Genomic DNA, 18,385 nt, shown 5'->3' with positions numbered 1-18,385 from the left:
ACCGCTATTGCGACAGCCCCATATTTTTAGTTTAAATATAAACTAATAGAATATTAAATATTATATTACTGTAATTTCTAACAGAGCTTATTACTAATATAGATGACTATGTTAAATTTTATGTCTACCATTAGCTTTAATATGAATAATTATTGTTATTATGCTACTCAATAATAGAAATGCATAAAAGCTAATTACACGGCTTAATAACATTGCAGAAAGCAATAATTCTTTTGAAAAGAATATTTTAAATAATATCATAAAGCTACTTTCAGTGGCACCTACTGCACCAGGCAAAGGCAAAGAAGATACTGCTATAGTTAATAAGGCTTGTATAGAAAGTACATCTATAATGGTATAAGTATTTAATCCAAAAGATTTATATATGAAATAGGGAACTAAATACATAGCTGTGATTTGTAAAACTGTAACTATTAAAACCTTAACAATTAGTAAAGGATTATTTTTAATATAATTAGCACCATTAGTATATTCATCAAGGTGAACATTAATTTTAGATAGAGTATACTCTGCATTTTTTATAATTTTAAATTTTGATAAGAGTTCAACAATAAATTTGATAAACTTACCAACTAAATTTTTGGAAAATATAGCTGCAAATATAAAACCTATTATAAATACATTTATCATAACTCCGTAAATTAACAGCCATTTAATGCCACGTACATTATTTATTATAAAAGTATATTTAAAAAGATACATAAGTAGTCCATATAAAAGCATTACTGATTGATAGACTATGGCAATTATTAATAAAGTTAAAGAAGAATAGGATATATTTATATTATCCTTTTTCATATAGTATACTTGTGCTGGCTGACCACCTGATGATGAAGGAGTAATAGAACTAAAGTAAAATCCAATAAAGGAATAACCAATACATTTTTTAAAAGGTACTTTTTTATTTAAATTTTTAAGTATAATATAAATAACATAAGCTTCAAAAATTATAAATAGACACATCATAGAAAATGCTATGAATAAGTAAATAGGATTAATTGTGTTTATTACAGAGATTAGTGAAGCTATCGAAGCATCTTTAAAAAGTAAGTAAAAAGTAATAGCAATGAGTAAGAACATAAAAATTAAACTTCCATAGTAGTTGTTAAACTTGTTTTTTTTTATAGATTTTTGCACAATTATTGTCCTAACCTTTCTGGTGTTATAAATTTATAACCTACTAACTTTAACTTAGGTAAAACTGTAGATAATGCTTCAATGGTTTTAAGAGGAGCATCGAATGCACCTCCTGAATTCTCTCCTGCATCATGTAGACATATAATAGAATTTCTATCAGTACGTAGTATTAACTTTGAAGATATAGAATCTACTGTAGCGTATTTACTCCAATCTTCTGCCATAACATCCCATAAAATCATTTTTAAATTATACTTTTTAACAAAAAAGTTTGTAAAGATATTACTATGTCCCCAAGGAGGTCTATAATAGTTGATTTGATAATTGAAGTTTTTCATGATTTCTATACTATTCTTAAAATCTTTTTTCGTATATTTATAGCTATAAAAGAGAGCATTTTTATGCGCTAAAGAATGTAGTGCTATAGTGTGCCCTTCTTTATGCATACGATAGATTATTTCAGGATTATTCTTAGCGTTCTCTGCAACAACAAAGAAAGTAGCTTTAATTTGATTTTCTTTAAGCACATCTAAAAGATTATTAGTATATCTTTCATCAGGACCATCATCAAAGGTTAGCATTATTTCATTATCTTTATTAGTAAGTTTAATAATATTTGAATTTATATATTTGTTGTATAAAGTTGGTATAATTGAGTGAATTAGAAAAATAATTATAATAATAGCTGTCAAAGTAGTAAAGTACATTAAGCACACGCTCCATCCATATTAGGTTCTAAAGTAAGTAATACTTTTTCAATTGATGTGCAATCAAATTGTTTTTTTAAATTTTTTATATTATTAGAGAGATTATCTAGTATTGCATCATCAAAAATAATTTTTTTTATTTTATCAAAACATTTATCAGGACTTGTTTCAAGAACCTTTCCAATACCATTATTTAATATAAAGTTAGTATTATTAATTTCTTGTTGAAGAAAAGGTTTAAAGGCAATTAAAGGTGTTTCTGAGAAAATACTTTCAAATAAAGTTATTCCCCCAGGTTTAGAAAGTATCAAATCTGATTTTTGCATATATTTATAAACCTCATCAGTATATCCAAGTACATTAATATTTTCATATTTTCCATAAAGCATATTAAAGATTTCAGTATTATTTCCTGTAATAACTGTAGTCTTTACATTTTCTAAAGAATTAAGCTGGTTATAAAATTCCATAGACTTGGGTAATAGCCCTAATCCACCGCCCATAATAAGGAGCTGTTTTTCATTAGAAGAGCTATTAGTTATAGATTTTTTAAATTCTTCTTTTACAGGTATTCCATTAATAAATATTTTGTTTTCAGGAATACCTTTTAAAATTAAGTCCTTTTTTAAAGAGTTACTTCCAACTAAATAACAATTAGTATTATCATTAAGCCACTCTGAATGGCTACTAATATCCGTTATGCAAGTTATAAGCGGAAGAGCTGGATTATATTTCATTTTATACCTTGATATTAGTTGAGAGCAAAAGGGTAGAGTAGAAATAACAATATTAGGTTCTATATCTTTAATTAGGTTATCAAGCTTAGGAAGAAAGTATTTTAAAAATATGGGATTCATATTATACTTTCTATTCTCCGTAATTTTATAAACTTGATTATAAAATACACTACCTTTATTCACCATAACATTAAAAGCCTTATAAATTGCATTAGAATAAGTTGGTAATGCATAATCGAAAACATCCTTTATAACTACTGATGCATTAGGGTGATTAGACTGAATTTGTTCACATAAAGATTTAGATACTGAATAATGGCCCATACCAAATTTTCCTGTAAGAATTAATATTTTCATATTTTAAAACCCCCCATTAATTCTACATAATTTTTACTATGGTTTTATTTTACATGGTAAATCTTAAGAAATACCTTTAATAAATCTTAAGATTTATTAAAGATTTGGAGGAAATTATTAAGCTAAACATAAATATAAAATAAATTACTATATGAAATAGAGAAAGAAAGACCTTAGATATATAATAAAAAGGATTGTTTCAAAAGAATTAACTTTGAGACAATCCTTTTAAAAATATTATTTAAGGTTATCTAGTTTTTTATTGTACATAAACATGTAAAGTGAAGCAGAAAATATAACTATGTATCCTAAAATACTTATGATATCAGGGGATTGGTTAAATATTACTATGCTTATAATAGCTGAAAAGATTATATTAGAGTAATCAAAAATTGATATTTCTTTTGCAGGTGCATATTTATAGGCTAGAGTAATTCCAAATTGTCCTATAGTTGCAAAGATACCGGCTAATATTAAGTAGATAAATTGAATCAAAGTCATAGGTGTATAAGAAAATATCATAAATGGGAAAATTGTTATTACAGAAAAGCAAGAAAAATAAAACACCACAGTATAATGCTTTTCACGGTTTCCAATGGCTCGAACGCAGGTATAGGCAGAACCAGCAAATATGGCAGATGAAAGTCCTATGAGATAAGGAATTACATCTACACTAAAAGCAGGCTTTATAATAAGTAATGATCCAAGGAAACCAATAGCAATGATAGTAATATGCCTTAATTGTAATCTTTCTTTTAAAAAGATAGCAGAGAAAAGTATTACAAAAAAAGGACTTAGCTTATTAAGCATATTAGCATCTGAAAGAATAAGATGGTCTATAGCATAAAAGTTTAATATTACTCCTAATGTGCCTAAAGTGGATCTCATAATAAGAAGTTTTTGGTTTTCTTTTTTGCCAAAGAAACTTTCTTTGTGATATATAATCATACCAAGGGCTATGACAAAAGAAACTATGTTTCTAAAAAAAGCCTTTTGCATAGAGGGTAAATCTCCAGATAGCTTTACAAAGGCAGACATCATTGCAAAGCCAAAGGCAGATAAAATAATTAATATTACTCCTTTAATTCTATTACTCATAGTACGTCTCCAATCTTAAGTTAATTTTTATAAACTATTTTAAAATACAGTTTATGTATTATAGTAAAGTTATAAATGTAATTCAAATGATATTACTTATCAATTATAATTATCCACTATTTCATAAATTTTTCAAGGGAATAGGGATATTTACGAATGTTATGTAAATTTAATTTATATTTATAGTTAATAACTTAAAGTTATATATGTATTATTTAATATGGAGTCCATAAAGATTGTTGAATAAGTTATGCTAGTAGTATATAATTTAAGTTAAATGAATAATAGTTTAAGGTACATTAAGTTTAATAGGGAAAGTGGTTAAAAGCCACTGCAGCCCCCGCTACTGTGTACGGATACAAGTCATGATACCACTGGTAATTTACTGGGAAGGGAATGATAAGGATAAGCCGTTAGCCAGGAGACCTGCCTAAAACTTTGTTAGTTGAGACCTTCGGAGGGAAGAGTATATCAAACTATTTTTTAGTTTAATAAATTTAGTTATGTGTATTAACACCCTTATCTTATAGGATAAGGGTGTTTTTAGTTATAATAAAACTATTTAAAGAATAAATTTTACAGAATAAATTTAGATGGAGTGATAAGAGTGGATGAATTAAAAAAGTTATTAAGTGGTATTGAAGAGGTAAATAGAGAAGTAATGAATAATTCTAAGAATTACATAGATCATTTAAGCAAACCTATAGGAAGTTTAGGAGTCTTAGAAGAGATTGTTGTAAAACTTAGTGGTATTAAGGGTGAGCGTATAAAAGAAATAAAAAAGAAAAATATAGTTATAATGTGTGCTGATAATGGAATCCAAGAATCAGGGGTTTCTTCATGCCCAAGAGAGGTAACAGCTACAGTTACAGAAAATTTTGTAAAGGGTACTACTGGAGTGTGTATATTAAGTAGATACTACAATAATGATACTACTGTGGTTGATATAGGAGTGGATAAGGAATTTACTGATCCTAGAATAATTAACAGAAAGATTAGATATGGTACAAGTAATATGACTAAAGGTCCTGCAATGACTAGGGAAGAAGCTATCAAAGCTATAAAGATAGGAATTGATATTGTTAAGGAGTTAAAAAATCAAGGATATGATTTAATAGGAACTGGTGAGATGGGAGTAGGTAATACAGCTACTTCTGCAGCTATAATAAGTGTATTCTCTGGAATTGATAGTGATTTAATAGTTGGTAAAGGCTCAGGTCTAACAGATAATGGATTGTCCCATAAAAAGGCTATGGTAAAAAAATCTATTGAAATAAATAAGCCTAACAAAAATGATGTAATAGATGTGCTTAGTAAGGTAGGTGGATTTGATATAGCTGGCCTTTGTGGAGTATTTTTAGGAGGTGCTATATATAAAGTACCAGTGGTAATAGATGGGCTTATATCATCAGCAGCAGCTATTTGTGCAAAGGAATTAAGTTCAAAGGCATCAGAGTATATGTTTGCATCTCACCTATCAGCAGAACCAGGAGCACAATATGCAATGAAAACTTTAGGACTTGAACCTATGTTTAGTTTAGGAATGAGATTAGGTGAAGGTAGTGGATGCCCAATAGCCTTTGGAATAATAGAGAGTGCTGTTTTTACTATGAATAATATGGATTCCTTTAATGAAGCTGGCATAGATAAAAAGGATTATATAGATATAAGAAAACAATAGAATATGAACCGGTGTAGATAGGTTACTTATATACAGCTTTTTATAAAGGAGTGTAGTAATTGAAAATATATATAGTTAGACACGGGGAAACAGAAGAAAATATAAAAAAGACTTACTATGGAGATATAGACTGTGAACTAACAGAAAAGGGAATTAAGCAAGCAGAATTGGTAGGAGAAAAATTGAAGCATATAAACTTTGATAAAGTGTTTTGTAGTGAAAAAAAAAGAGCAAAGGAAACCCTTAAAAAAATATATGAAGGAGAAGGGGTTAAAGTAGATTCTAGATTGAATGAAAGAAACTTTGGAATCTTTGAAGGAAAAAACTATAAGCAGTTACAAGATTTATTTAAGTTAGAATATGATACTTGGACAAATGATTGGAAGGAGTATTCCATAGAGAAGGGAGAGAGCTTTATAGAGGTTTATAATAGAGTGAAAAGCTTTATGGAAGAACTAAAAAAAGAATCAGTTGGGAATATACTTATTTGTACCCATGGAGGAATTATAAGAACAATATATACTTATATATTGGAAGGTAGTTTAGATAATTATTGGAGGTTTAATTCTAAAAATGCAGATTTGTCCATAATTAAATTAGAATACGGGTACTTTTATATTGATAGTATAATTCCAGTAGAATTTTAATATTAATTAATTTGTTTATGAAGATAAAAGAAGAGGAGAAAGAAAATGAGTAAATTAACTTTAGTTACTGGTGGATGTAGAAGTGGAAAAAGTAAATATGGAGAAAATCTACTTAAACATACTGATGATGTATTATATATAGCAACAGCTATAGTAACAGATGATGAAATGAAGCACAGAATAGAAAAGCATAAGGAAAGCAGAAATAAAAATTGGCAAACCTTAGAAAGTTATAAAGACTTATATAAAAAAATAGAGAGATTTACTGAAAGATATATTTTTTTAGATTGCGTTACTATAATGACTACCAATTTAATGTTTGAAATCACTACAAATTACGATAATATAAGTGATGATGAAATAGATAAAATATGTGATAGCATAAAGAATGAATTTACATTATTCTTAGAAAAGTGTAAAGAGTTAGATAAGGAAGTTGTATTAATTACCAACGAAGTTGGATGGGGATTAGTGCCTGAAAACAAATTATCTAGAATTTTTAGAGATATTCAAGGTTTTATAAATCAACATGTAGCAAATATTTGTGATGAGGTATATTTAGTTTGTTGTGGACAAGGACTAAAAATAAAGGGATAGACGAGGAGCAGTGTTATGATTAAAAATTTGATAATTTTAGCTATAATAGCTATTATGGTATTAGGAGCCATAGGAAAAGAAAAGATTTTCTTTAATAATTTTCTTTTGTTATTCCAATTTATAACTAGAATACCAGTAAATATATCTCTGGCTTGTGAGAAAGAAAACTTTAAAAAAGCTACTTTATATTTTCCCGTAGTAGGAGCTATTCTTGGGGCTATTGAATATTTAATTTTTTATATTACATCTATATGGTTGCCATTACCTATGGTTGCTATAATTACAGTTATAGTTGGAATATTTATTACAGGTGGACTTCACATGGACGGACTAGGAGATACCTGTGATGGATTCTTTTCTTTTAGAAGTAGAGAGCGAATAATTGAGATAATGAAGGATAGTAGAGTAGGTTCTTTTGGAGTATTAGCCATGATTATAGATATAGCAGTTAAGGCTTTAGGAATATATTATATAGGAACAAAATCTATAGGTTATATGATAATAGTAGTACCAATGATAAGTAGATTATTTACTGTATTTATTGCTTTAATAGGAAAGTCAGCTAAGAAAGAAGGTACTGGGAATTTTTACATTGGAAATACTAATGGTGTATATTTTACAGGAGCATTAACTCTTACTTTACTTATTGGAAGTTTATTCTTTAATATTAAATATATTATTATACTTTTACTTGGCGGACTTATAGTTACTATAATATTTAATTTGTTTTGTAATAGCAAAATAGGAGGGCATTCTGGAGATACCTTGGGTGCCAATAATGAAATTGTTGAGCTAGCTTTATTTATACTAATTAGTAGTATAATTTTTTAAGAAAATAATGGTTATCTATATATTTTTAAATCTGGTATTGATATAATTATAATATTGTTTAGAAAATTGTATATAATTAATATTGTAGTTTGCATCTTGAATTTTAAATTTAGGATGCAAACTTAATTTAAATATTATATTACTTAAATATTATATTACTTAAATGTTAGCTCCGTAGAGAGTTTTATATTTTTGAAAATTAGAATATTATATTAGAATTAAATATAATATAAAAATAAATATTAATTATGATTATAATTAATAATAAGCATATAATTATTGTTATTTGGAGGCAAGATTTATGAGTATAAAAATAATAACAGATAGTACTAGTTATATACCAAAGGAGCTCATAGAAAAATATGATATTACTGTAGTTTCTTTAGGTGTTGTTATAAATAATATAGCTAATAAAGAAATAGAAATTGAAAATGATAAGTTTTATAAAACCTTGGAGAAGTTAGATAGTATACCTACTTCATCTCAACCAAGTGTAGATGATTTGTTTAATAGCTTTGACCAGGTTATAGGTGAAGGACATGAAGCATTAGGAGTTTTTATATCCTCAGAAATGAGTGGTACATATGCTACTTGTAATCAACTAATAAAAACAATGATAATGGACAAATATCCTAAGGCTAGGATGGAAGTTATAGATTCAGCATCTAACTGTATGCAAATGGGTTATGCAGTTTTAGAAGCAGCAAAACTGGCTGAGGAAGGTAAATCTATGGAGGAAGTTATAGCTGGAGTAGAGGCTATAAAGAGTAAGAGTAGGTTTTTATTTGTACCAGATACTTTAGAATATTTGAAAAAGGGTGGTCGTATAGGAGGAGCAGCCGCTTTATTTGGAGCACTTCTTCAAATTAGACCTATACTTACTGTAGAAGATGGAAAGACTTCAGTTTTTGATAAAGTTAGAACAAAACAGAAGGCAATACTTAAAATTATAGAAAAATTACAAAAGGATATAAAAAATAGAGGACTTGGACAGGTAATAGTTCATCACATAAACTGTGAAGAAGAAGGAAGGGCTCTAGCTAATAAAATTAAAGAAATATTAGGTATAGATGTAGATATACAATGCATTGGGCCTGTGATAGGATGTCATGTAGGACCTAAAACTGTAGGAGTTGTTTATTATACTGAAAAATAAGATTGATATTTAAACATTAATAAAATTTATTTTATAAGGAGATGTTAAAGTGGATATTAAATCAAGAATTGAAAGTTTAAGAAGTTTAATGAAAGAAAGAAGTATAGACGCTTTTATTATTCCAAGTTCAGATAATCATGGAAGTGAGTATGTAAGTGACTATTTTAGAGTGAGACAATGGATTTCAGGATTTACTGGATCTGCTGGAACAGTTGTTATAACGGAGAAAGAAGCTCATTTATGGGTAGATGGAAGATATTTTCTTCAAGGGGAACAACAAATTCAAGGTACAGAATACATACTAGAACGTATGGGAGAATCAGGTGTTAAAACCTATACACAATGGATCTGTGATAATGTGAAAACAGGAGGTACTGTCAGCTTTAATGGAAAGGTGTTTACAGTTTCTCAGCTTCATGATTTAGAAGAAGCTTTTAAAGAAAAGGGGATTAAAACAAAACCTGAAGAAGATATTTTTGATATTATCTGGAAAGATAGGCCAACTATGCCTAATAATAAAATATTTATTCATGAAGATTCTTATGCAGGAAAAACTGTAGAAGAAAAGTTAACTTTAGTAAAAGAAGAAATGAAAAATATTAATGTAAATAACTTATTATTAGCATCTTTAGATGATATAGCATGGCTTCTAAATTTAAGAGGTGGAGATGTGGAATGTAATCCTGTATTCTTAAGTTATTTCTTAATTAGTGATGACAAGTATATTCTATATGTAGATAAGGAAAAATTAAATGAAAAAATTATAAGTCTATTAAGTAGTAAATTAATATCTATAAAAGATTATAATGACATAGTATCAGATCTTAAGTTAATTAAAGGAAATATAACCTTTGATCCAAGCAAAACTAATGTATGGCTTAAGGAATCTATAAATAAAGAAGTTAACACAATAGAAAAAAGGAATATAACTACGGATTTAAAAGCTAGAAAAAATTCTGTAGAGCTTAAAAATATAGAAAATGCCCATATAAAAGATGGAATAGCTATGGTAAAGTTCATAAAGTGGGTAAAAGAAAATGTAAATAATGAAGAGATAACAGAAATATCAGCGGCTGAAAAACTAAAAAAACTTAGAGCAGAAGGTGAGGATTTTATAGATATAAGCTTTGATACCATTGCGGGATATGGTCCTCATGGAGCTATAATTCACTACAAAGCATCTGAAGAGTCTAGTTTAAAACTACAACCAAAAGGATTGTTCCTAGTAGATTCTGGAGCTCAATATTTAGATGGAACTACGGATATTACAAGAACTATAGCCCTAGGTGAACTTACAGAAGAAGAAAAGGAAGATTATACTTTAGTTTTAAAAGGACATCTAAATCTATCTACAGCAATATTCTTGGAAGGAACTCCGGGATGTAGTCTTGATGTTTTAGCAAGAAGAGCTCTTTGGAGCAAAGGATTAGACTTTAAACATGGAACAGGACATGGAGTTGGTTATTTACTTAATGTACATGAGGGTCCACAGGGGATAAGAAGAGAATTAAATCCAATTGCTTTAGAAGAAGGCATGATAGTATCTAATGAACCTGGAGTTTATAAAGCTGATAAACATGGGGTAAGAATTGAAAACTTAATAGCTGTTCAAGAAAAAGAAAAAAATGATTTTGGAAAATTTATGTGCTTTAAAGATTTAACTTTATGTCCATATGAATTAGATGCAATAAATATACCTTTGCTTAATGAAGATGAAAAATCTTGGTTAAATGATTATCATAAAAAAGTATTAGAAAAGTTAAGTCCCTATTTATTAGAGGATGAGGTTTTATGGTTAAAAAATGCAACCAAAGAGATTTAAAAAAGTAAGAAACCACAATGGATATTTGTGGTTTCTTATTTTTCTTACATATTTATTTTATTATGGTGAAAAATAAAATAAGATTACTTATTTAATAAGTAATTAGATAAAATTAAGTTTTTAAACTTAATTTAGCTACAAAGGAGGAAAAATAATGTCATCAAAGAAAGGTAGTACAGAAAAGTTATCTATCACAGCACTGATATTAATGATTTTTACATCTGTATATGGCTTTAATAATATGCCCAGGTCATACTATTTAATGGGGTATGGTTCAATACCCTTCTTCATTATAGCTGCAATATTATTCTTTATTCCATTTGCATTTATGATGGCTGAATATGGAGCCGCATTTAAAAATGAAACCGGAGGAATATATTCATGGATGGAGAAGTCGGTAAATGCTAAGTATGCATTTATAGGGACATTTATGTGGTATACGTCAACGGTAATATGGATGGTTAATGTATCTTCTGGAATATGGGTAACTTTATCTAATGCAATTTATGGTACAGATACAACTAGTACATGGAGTATATTTGGTTTTGGAGGGCGTCAAACTCTTGCCATACTTGCTGTTCTTTGGATTATATTTGTTACCTTTGTGTCAACTAAGGGAATAGAAAAAATTAAAAAGATTACTTCAGTAGGAGGTACAGCTGTAGCAGCACTTAATATATTGTTAATACTAGGTTCCATAGTTATATTAATAGGAAATGGTGGAGAATTAGCACAACCTATAGTTAATTCTACAACTTTCATATCATCGCCTAACCCAGCTTATCAAAGTTCAATATCAATACTATCATTTATGGTATTTGCTTTATTTGCCTTTGGTGGTATTGAGGTAGTTGGAGGATTGGTTGATCAAACGGATGAACCAGAAAGAAACTTTCCTAAAGGTCTTGCTATATCTGCTATAATCATAGCTGTTGGATATGCAGTAGGATTATTCTGTGTTGGAATATTTACAAATTGGGATGCTATACTTGGAACAAATGGTAAGTATGGAGATATAGTTCACATGGGAAATGTAGGTTATCTTATAATGAATAACTTAGGTTATCAACTTGGAGTAACCTTTGGAGCAACTGAAGCTATTTCAGTACAAATTGGTAACTGGATAGCTAGATTTGTTGGATTATCAATGCTACTTGCTCTTACAGGAGCATTCTTTACATTAACATATGCACCACTTAAGCAATTAATAGCAGGAACTCCTAAGGGGTTATTCCCCGATTCAGTTGCAAAAATGAAAAAAGGTATGCCTGTGAATGCAATGCTTATTCAAGCTATAGTAGTAATAATTATGATTTTATTAGTAGGATTTGGTGGAGAAGCTATGGAAGAATTCTTTAGTATTCTTGTAGCCATGACTAATGTAGCTATGACAATTCCATATATGTTCTTGTCTGGAGCATTTATATCATTTAAAAGAAGAGCGGAAATACAGAAACCTTTCCAAGTTTTCAAAGGTAAAGGATTTATAATACTCGTAACGATTGTAGTAACAGCTACAGTTGGATTTGCTAACTTTTTCTCAATAATCGAGCCTGCTATGAATGGAGATATGGCTAAAACTATATGGAGTATTGCAGGGCCAATATTTTTTTCAATAGTTGCCTTAGTACTTTTTGCTAGATATGAAAAGAACTTAAAGAAAAATAATTAAGAAAAATTTGCAATGAAGAATATGTTCTAAAGATTATAAAGTTCAGATAAATAATATCTGGACTTTATTTTATAAAAACATTTAAATATAAAATTTATTATTATAGAAGTTTTAATATGTCTTTTATTTTGGTGAAAATTTTATAAACATTTATTTATATTTATCAAATTTATTTATAAATTATAAACTTAGCTAGACAATGCTTAGGTATTGAGTAATAATATTAATATCAAGTGAAACTTAGCTTAGAAGGAGTTTTATCTCCATTGAAGTTTAGTTGAACATATACTCAAATAGTCAGTAGCTCTAGTTGATGACATTATTATTCCTTACATGTTAGCTAACCACAGTGTTAAAGCAGCTAGGCTCTATATAAAAAGTTAAATTAAACAAAGAGGTGGAACGGTTGAATAAAATCATAGGAAGCAAAATTAAAGAACTTAGAACTAATAAAAAGATGACATTAAAGGAACTAAGCGAAAAAACATCTTTATCTACTGGGTTTTTATCTCAATTAGAAAGAGGTCTTACCAGTATAGCTACAGATTCTTTACTTAATATAGCAGAAGCTTTAGATGTTGAATTATCTTACTTTTTACTATCAACTAGTAAGAGGAGAGAAAGATTTATACAAAAGAGTTATGAAAGAGATATATATAAAATAGATAATGCCCTTCATATTAATTATGTATTATCAAATAATCCTGAAGATAAAACTATATTGCCTAGATTAATTGAAATATTGCCTACAAATACAGAGGAAAATTTAAATACTTATCAGCATGAAGGTGAAGAATTTATATATGTATTAGAAGGAATTATAACTTTATTCATAAATGATGAAAAGCAGTATCTTTACCCCGGTGATTCAGCACATTTTAAATCTTCTATTAATCATAACTATGCAAACTATACTAATAAAATATGCAAAATTTTAGTTGCAAGTGTTCCTAATCCTGCAGCAACTAGCGAAAAGTAACATCATATAAAATATAGACAAATGTCATGTATGACTAAATAAAATAAGGAGAGTGAATGAATTGTCTTTAAAAAAACAGATGAAATTCCTTCAGCAGTGTGAAAACAATTTAGGTAAATTGAATTTTTATCTAGATATTACAGACAGTAAGATTACCTGTGAACCCTGCTTAATGGTAAAGCATTATTATAACTGGTGTGTTAAAAATATATTTAGAATAGATGTAAATGAAGTAAACCTTACTGAGTTTTTTAAAAAAATTATAGAAAAGTTAGATTATAAAGTAATTGGGAATATGGAGTATGAGGATTTTAGAAATCTTATAGTATCATACTACTCACTAGGAGAAATATATTTTGAGAGAAAAGAATTTGAATTGTCAAAGGATTACTTTTCTAAAGTAATAGAGGTTATGGAGGAATTCTTAAAAAGTGGAAATAAATTTCAAACTGAAGAAATTCAATGTAAAAGTGGAGTAGTATTTTTTGAACTATTAATGTGGGCAAGAAAAAATCTTGGTGATATGGTTGAAGTTGAAGAAGCTTTATACTTATATGAAAGTATAATTGGAGAAGAAGAAATATTATACATACAAAAAAACTATTGCGTATATAGAGCAAGTAAAGAATTAAACATTATAGATAAAGCAAATGAGGCAGCTAGAAATGTAATAAAAATATTATCTTCATTTAAAGGAATAAATATAGATGTTGTAGAGTATTTTACAACAGAAAAATCTTACTCTAATGCCATAGATATCTCAATAGAGGAATATTGTAAGGATAGTATCCCTCATTGGATAAATGCAATGAATACTATATGCACAAAAGCACAATCCCTAGATATAGAATGTGTAGATAAGATTATAAAGTTCTGTAATATATTAATGGAAGAGCTTAAAATTGTAGAATGGAGTACTTTAATTTTAAGTTTATACAAAGGTATCAGACAAGAGGAAGAGCAACTTATTAAAGTATTAAGTTATCTAAGACAAAGTTTTAAAATTATAGATTATAAACACGGAGATTTTATAAATTGTTCTCAAGCAATGTGTGTGTTAAATGAAATTTATGAAGATATAAGAATAAGAAAGTATAAAGAAGTATTTTTAAGAGAGTATGAATTTGACTTTGCGTTTTATTTAATGAATGCTGCGGTTCAAAACAATAATTATGAAAAAGCAATTGAAACTTCAACTAAGTTATCGTCCATAATCAATATATTTAATATAAATAAGGAGCTACTTAATTATATAGAAGAATGTAAAGAAATATCTATAGATGGAACTAAAAGGGAAAACTATAATTTAAGAGAATATCCTTGGCTATACTTATATAATAATGTAAAAGATATATGTACAATCTATGGTATAGAATCTAAATTTGATACTAGTGACTTTATTAGAAGTAGTAGTAAAAAAACAATAATAGGTATTAATGCAATTCAAGATAGAGAGGTAGAAGAAACTTTAAACAATATTGTTGGAGAGAAGATCTTTTTACAAGATAAGGATGTTGTGTTTATTAGCAATGAACAACTTGAGTTAAAATCATATATTAAAGATTATTATAGTTGTGAAGTTATTACAAAGAATAATTTATTAAGAGATCCTAATAAATGTATTATAACTTATGATAAGTCTATTCATGGTAAAATGGCAGATAAAAATATTATTGTAATAGATGGTCATAAAGAGTTAAGGGATATTGATGTAACTTATATTAAACATATATTGGAAGATTGTAACAATTCTATATTGGCTATTCTTATTAATACAAAAAGTAGTGATTATAAGGCTGAAGCATTAAGTTATAATAAAGCTTTATTGGAAAATATGCTAAATTATAAAAGAGAAATTGTATTATTTGACCAAAAAGACTTTTCTGATTCTAGAGAGTTAATAGAAACACTTATAGGACAAACTTCAGAAAATATAATAAGTATGAAATTTAATGACTTTAAGACCAATATAAATAAAACTTTAGATGGAATTAGGGAAGACATAAAATTTAAAAATGGAGTTTATAAGGAAAGAAGATATACCCTTAAGGAATGTGTATCAGAATATATAAACCTAGCAGATGAAGTTAAATCAAACTATAATGAATTTCTTACAAAAATTCAGGGTGATATAGAGTTTTTAGGAAAATATGCTGAAGAAAAGATATCAATAATTATCCCTGATCTTATAGAGAAAAAGTTAGATGCTATAGATGACTTAGAAGAAACTTCAACACTTAAGGATAAGGCTGAAAAGATATTTAGTGAAACTATTGTAAATTGGTGTAATAAAAATATATATGATTTAATGTTAGAGCAATTTGAGGTTTATATAACTAAGTATTCAAAGCTATATGGATACCATCAAGAGACTATAGAAAAGATAAAGGATAATAGAGATACTGTAATATCTGCCTATAGTGATTTTACAAGTAAAATTAAACCTATAGATATAAAACCACTTGAAGAGCTACTGAAGGAATTTTTAGTATTACATGATGAATTCTTAAATAGTATTAATTATGAAGTTACTGTAATACCAAATGAGAAATTCTTAAGTACAGTAGCTGGTGGAATTAAGGTAATGTTTATGAAGTCAGAAGAAAAGGCAGAAAGTACTAGAATAAAAATTAAAAATCAAGTCATAGAAAATAAGGATAATATTGCTGCTATATTAAGCAATAACATAATGGAAAACTTAAGAGGACTTTCAGACAAGTTGAAGGAAGAAATAAAAGATATATTTGAAGGAACTCTAAATGATATTACAATAGATAAAAATATAGTTGAGCAAGCAGAGATGGATATGACAAAATCTCATGAAGAGATTACTAAAAAGAATGAGGAATTAGAAGTTCTTATGAAATTTGTAGATGTAGAGGTATTAAAATATATCAAACAACTTGATCATAATATGGTATATAATAATAGTAAATGCTATAAATTAGTTTAAAATAAATGGCTATGGGACTACCATAGCCATTTATTATTCTTTTATTTCATAATTATTATTTGTAAGGGTAAATGCTTTTTTAAAGCCATTAGTTAGGTATAGTTCATGGTTCTTAGTTATAAAAATTGCCTCAACATCATCTAATGAGTTAATAAGTTTTAAACCTTCATCTACCCCAAGGGCAAATAAAGTAGTTGATAGAGAATCACCATCTATAGAGTTATTAGATAATATAGACACACCTAAGATGTTGTTGTCATATGGATAACCTGTATCTGGACTTAGAATATGGTGATAGTTTTTACCATCTTGCTCAAAGTATCTTTCATACACTCCAGAGGTTACAATAGATTTATTACTAACACTTACAAATCCAATAGTATCACTACCGGATTTTTCAGGGTTTTGAACTCCTACCTTCCAAGGGGTACCATCTATCTTGTCACCGAGTACATAAATATTGCCACCTAAATCAATAATTGCACTGGATACTTCAGCATTTTTTAGGATTTTAACTATTTCATCAGCAGCATACCCCTTTGCAATTGCACCTAAGTCTATAATCATATTGGAATCTTTTAAAAATATACTTTTTTTTGATTCATCTATTTGAATTTTATTATAATCAATTAAAGCCTTTTTTTCATTAATTTCTTTTTCTGAGGGAAGCTTAGCATTATCTGTACCAATTCCCCATAACTTTACCAAAGGTCCAATAGTGATATCTAGTGAACCACCGGACAGTTTAGAATATTCTAGTCCTTTTTTTATCACATTAAAAGTATCATTACTAACCTCAACAGGTTCTATTCCTGCCATACTATTTACTTCATCCAATTCGGTATTAGACTTACTTATACTTAATATATTTTCTAGTTCTCTTAAACGAGCAAAAGATTCATCTATTATAGTTGTATCACTTTTATCATATATGGTTATGGTACACACTGTACCAATGACTAGCTCTGTTTTACTAATTGGCTTAATAGGTAATCTTTGATTTGCACATCCTGCAACAATAATAATAGTTATAAATAGAACTAAAATGCAAGAAAGTTTTTTAAAAAGTTTCATAGGGACCTCCTTAGTTATATGCATAGTAATATAAAGTTTTAATATTTAAATAAAAAAATTTATATATTGTTAAAACATTATTAAAGTGAATTATATCTTTATATTAATAATAACATTATAATTTATTAGGTGAAACTTTTAAATATAAAATACATAGAATTTTTTAAACTAGTAATAACTATATAAATATGGAGAAATAAATATAAGACTTCAGGATATCCTAAAGTCTTATTACTATACTATTTATGAAAATACTATTTTTTAGCTTTAACTACTGCAGTTTCAGTTTTACCATCATTTGCATATTGGATAGCTGCATCAGCTAAAAGTTTAAAATCATCTCCAGAAGTAGTTGCTCCAGTTATTGCATCAACTGTTGCAGGGTCTTGTTTCTCTACAAGAGCTTCTGCATATTGAGTTGAGAACTCAACAGGGCCAATTCCAGATACTTTTGTCATTTTTTCTTGATATTCGGTATCTTTACTCTTTAGATCTCCAGATTCATTTACATAGTCGAATTTAGCATCAGTGATTTTTCCATCAGCAACTGTAATTTCAACTTGTCCTTTCCAACCGTGATCATCAAAAGTGTCAAATTCAGATTTATAGCTTCCATCTTTCATTCCTTTTGAACCACAACCAACTAACATTCCAGCAGTTAAAACTACTGATGATAATAAAGCTAGAACTTTTTTATTCATTAATGTTACCTCCTAAAAATATTTCTGGTTTAAAAAACATACTATTTTTATGATTTAATTATAAACTAAACTAAAATAATAGTAAATATATTTCCAGGAAATTTGTTAAAAAATTATTTACAATTTATAATTAAAGTTAACATTAATAACATAAAAATACATTGATGTATGTATATTGTTTTTTTTAGGTTAAACTATAATAGTGCACTTTCACT

Annotated in this window: 15 protein-coding genes and 1 riboswitch; of the genes, 9 read left to right on the top strand and 6 right to left on the bottom strand. The window is 27.8% G+C overall.

Annotation, left to right across the window (positions count from 1 at the left end; all coding sequences use genetic code 11):
• Positions 1-111 precede the first annotated feature (111 nt).
• From B2694_RS03730 to B2694_RS03715, 4 genes are all read right to left on the bottom strand, one after another.
• Positions 112-1,158, bottom strand: coding sequence for a lysylphosphatidylglycerol synthase transmembrane domain-containing protein (locus B2694_RS03730; RefSeq protein WP_346884634.1), 1,047 nt, complete (start codon positions 1,156-1,158; stop codon positions 112-114).
• 2 nt (positions 1,159-1,160) lie between these two features.
• Complete coding sequence (locus B2694_RS03725) at positions 1,161-1,865, bottom strand: polysaccharide deacetylase family protein (protein ID WP_346884633.1); 705 nt, start codon at positions 1,863-1,865, stop codon at positions 1,161-1,163.
• A complete protein-coding gene (locus B2694_RS03720) occupies positions 1,865-2,959 on the bottom strand; it encodes an MGDG synthase family glycosyltransferase (RefSeq protein WP_346884632.1) in 1,095 nt (364 codons plus the stop codon). The genes B2694_RS03725 and B2694_RS03720 overlap by 1 nt, the downstream gene beginning before the upstream one ends.
• Positions 2,960-3,196: 237 nt before the next feature.
• Positions 3,197-4,057 (bottom strand): DMT family transporter, encoded by an 861-nt coding sequence (locus tag B2694_RS03715; protein WP_346884631.1) that lies wholly within the window; start codon positions 4,055-4,057, stop codon positions 3,197-3,199.
• A gap of 275 nt (positions 4,058-4,332) precedes the next feature.
• Positions 4,333-4,505: riboswitch (cobalamin riboswitch) on the top strand.
• A 159-nt stretch (positions 4,506-4,664) separates the two neighbouring features.
• On the opposite strand from B2694_RS03715, the gene cobT reads away from it, so the two are divergent.
• From cobT to B2694_RS03670, 9 genes are all read left to right on the top strand, one after another.
• On the top strand, positions 4,665-5,738 hold the full coding sequence (cobT, locus tag B2694_RS03710; protein WP_346884630.1) for a nicotinate-nucleotide--dimethylbenzimidazole phosphoribosyltransferase: 1,074 nt from the start codon (positions 4,665-4,667) through the stop codon (positions 5,736-5,738).
• Positions 5,739-5,797: 59 nt separating this feature from the next.
• Positions 5,798-6,385, top strand: a complete 588-nt coding sequence (cobC, locus tag B2694_RS03705; protein WP_346884629.1) for an alpha-ribazole phosphatase — start codon at positions 5,798-5,800, stop codon at positions 6,383-6,385.
• A 45-nt stretch (positions 6,386-6,430) separates the two neighbouring features.
• Complete coding sequence (gene cobU, locus B2694_RS03700; RefSeq protein ID WP_346884628.1) at positions 6,431-6,982, top strand: bifunctional adenosylcobinamide kinase/adenosylcobinamide-phosphate guanylyltransferase; 552 nt, start codon at positions 6,431-6,433, stop codon at positions 6,980-6,982.
• A 15-nt stretch (positions 6,983-6,997) separates the two neighbouring features.
• Positions 6,998-7,813: an adenosylcobinamide-GDP ribazoletransferase gene (cobS, locus tag B2694_RS03695; protein ID WP_346884627.1), complete on the top strand. Its 816-nt coding sequence runs from the start codon at positions 6,998-7,000 to the stop codon at positions 7,811-7,813.
• Positions 7,814-8,114: 301 nt separating this feature from the next.
• Entirely contained in the window at positions 8,115-8,969 is an 855-nt protein-coding gene (locus B2694_RS03690; RefSeq protein ID WP_346884626.1) for a DegV family protein, read from the top strand.
• Positions 8,970-9,018: 49 nt separating this feature from the next.
• Complete coding sequence (locus B2694_RS03685; protein ID WP_346884625.1) at positions 9,019-10,791, top strand: aminopeptidase P family protein; 1,773 nt, start codon at positions 9,019-9,021, stop codon at positions 10,789-10,791.
• Between the two features lie 154 nt (positions 10,792-10,945).
• Entirely contained in the window at positions 10,946-12,463 is a 1,518-nt protein-coding gene (gene yjeM, locus B2694_RS03680; protein ID WP_346884624.1) for a glutamate/gamma-aminobutyrate family transporter YjeM, read from the top strand.
• Positions 12,464-12,869: 406 nt separating this feature from the next.
• Entirely contained in the window at positions 12,870-13,442 is a 573-nt protein-coding gene (locus B2694_RS03675) for an XRE family transcriptional regulator (protein ID WP_346884623.1), read from the top strand.
• Positions 13,443-13,503: 61 nt separating this feature from the next.
• Positions 13,504-16,395, top strand: a complete 2,892-nt coding sequence (locus tag B2694_RS03670; protein WP_346884622.1) for a hypothetical protein — start codon at positions 13,504-13,506, stop codon at positions 16,393-16,395.
• A 33-nt stretch (positions 16,396-16,428) separates the two neighbouring features.
• Here the strand turns inward: B2694_RS03670 and B2694_RS03665 are convergent, their stop codons facing one another.
• Together B2694_RS03665 and B2694_RS03660 are read right to left on the bottom strand one after the other, a co-directional pair.
• Positions 16,429-17,469: an FAD:protein FMN transferase gene (locus B2694_RS03665; RefSeq protein WP_346884621.1), complete on the bottom strand. Its 1,041-nt coding sequence runs from the start codon at positions 17,467-17,469 to the stop codon at positions 16,429-16,431.
• Positions 17,470-17,723: 254 nt separating this feature from the next.
• A complete protein-coding gene (locus tag B2694_RS03660; protein WP_346884620.1) occupies positions 17,724-18,119 on the bottom strand; it encodes an FMN-binding protein in 396 nt (131 codons plus the stop codon).
• Between the last annotated feature and the right edge of the window lie 266 nt (positions 18,120-18,385).

Origin of the sequence: Clostridium sp. UBA4395 (assembly GCF_002390995.1) — a bacterium.
Classification (GTDB): Bacteria; Bacillota; Clostridia; order Clostridiales; family Clostridiaceae; genus Clostridium_J; species Clostridium_J sulfidigenes.
The sequence above is the reverse complement of the archived record's forward strand: the minus strand, read 5'-3'. Positions and strand labels throughout refer to the sequence as shown.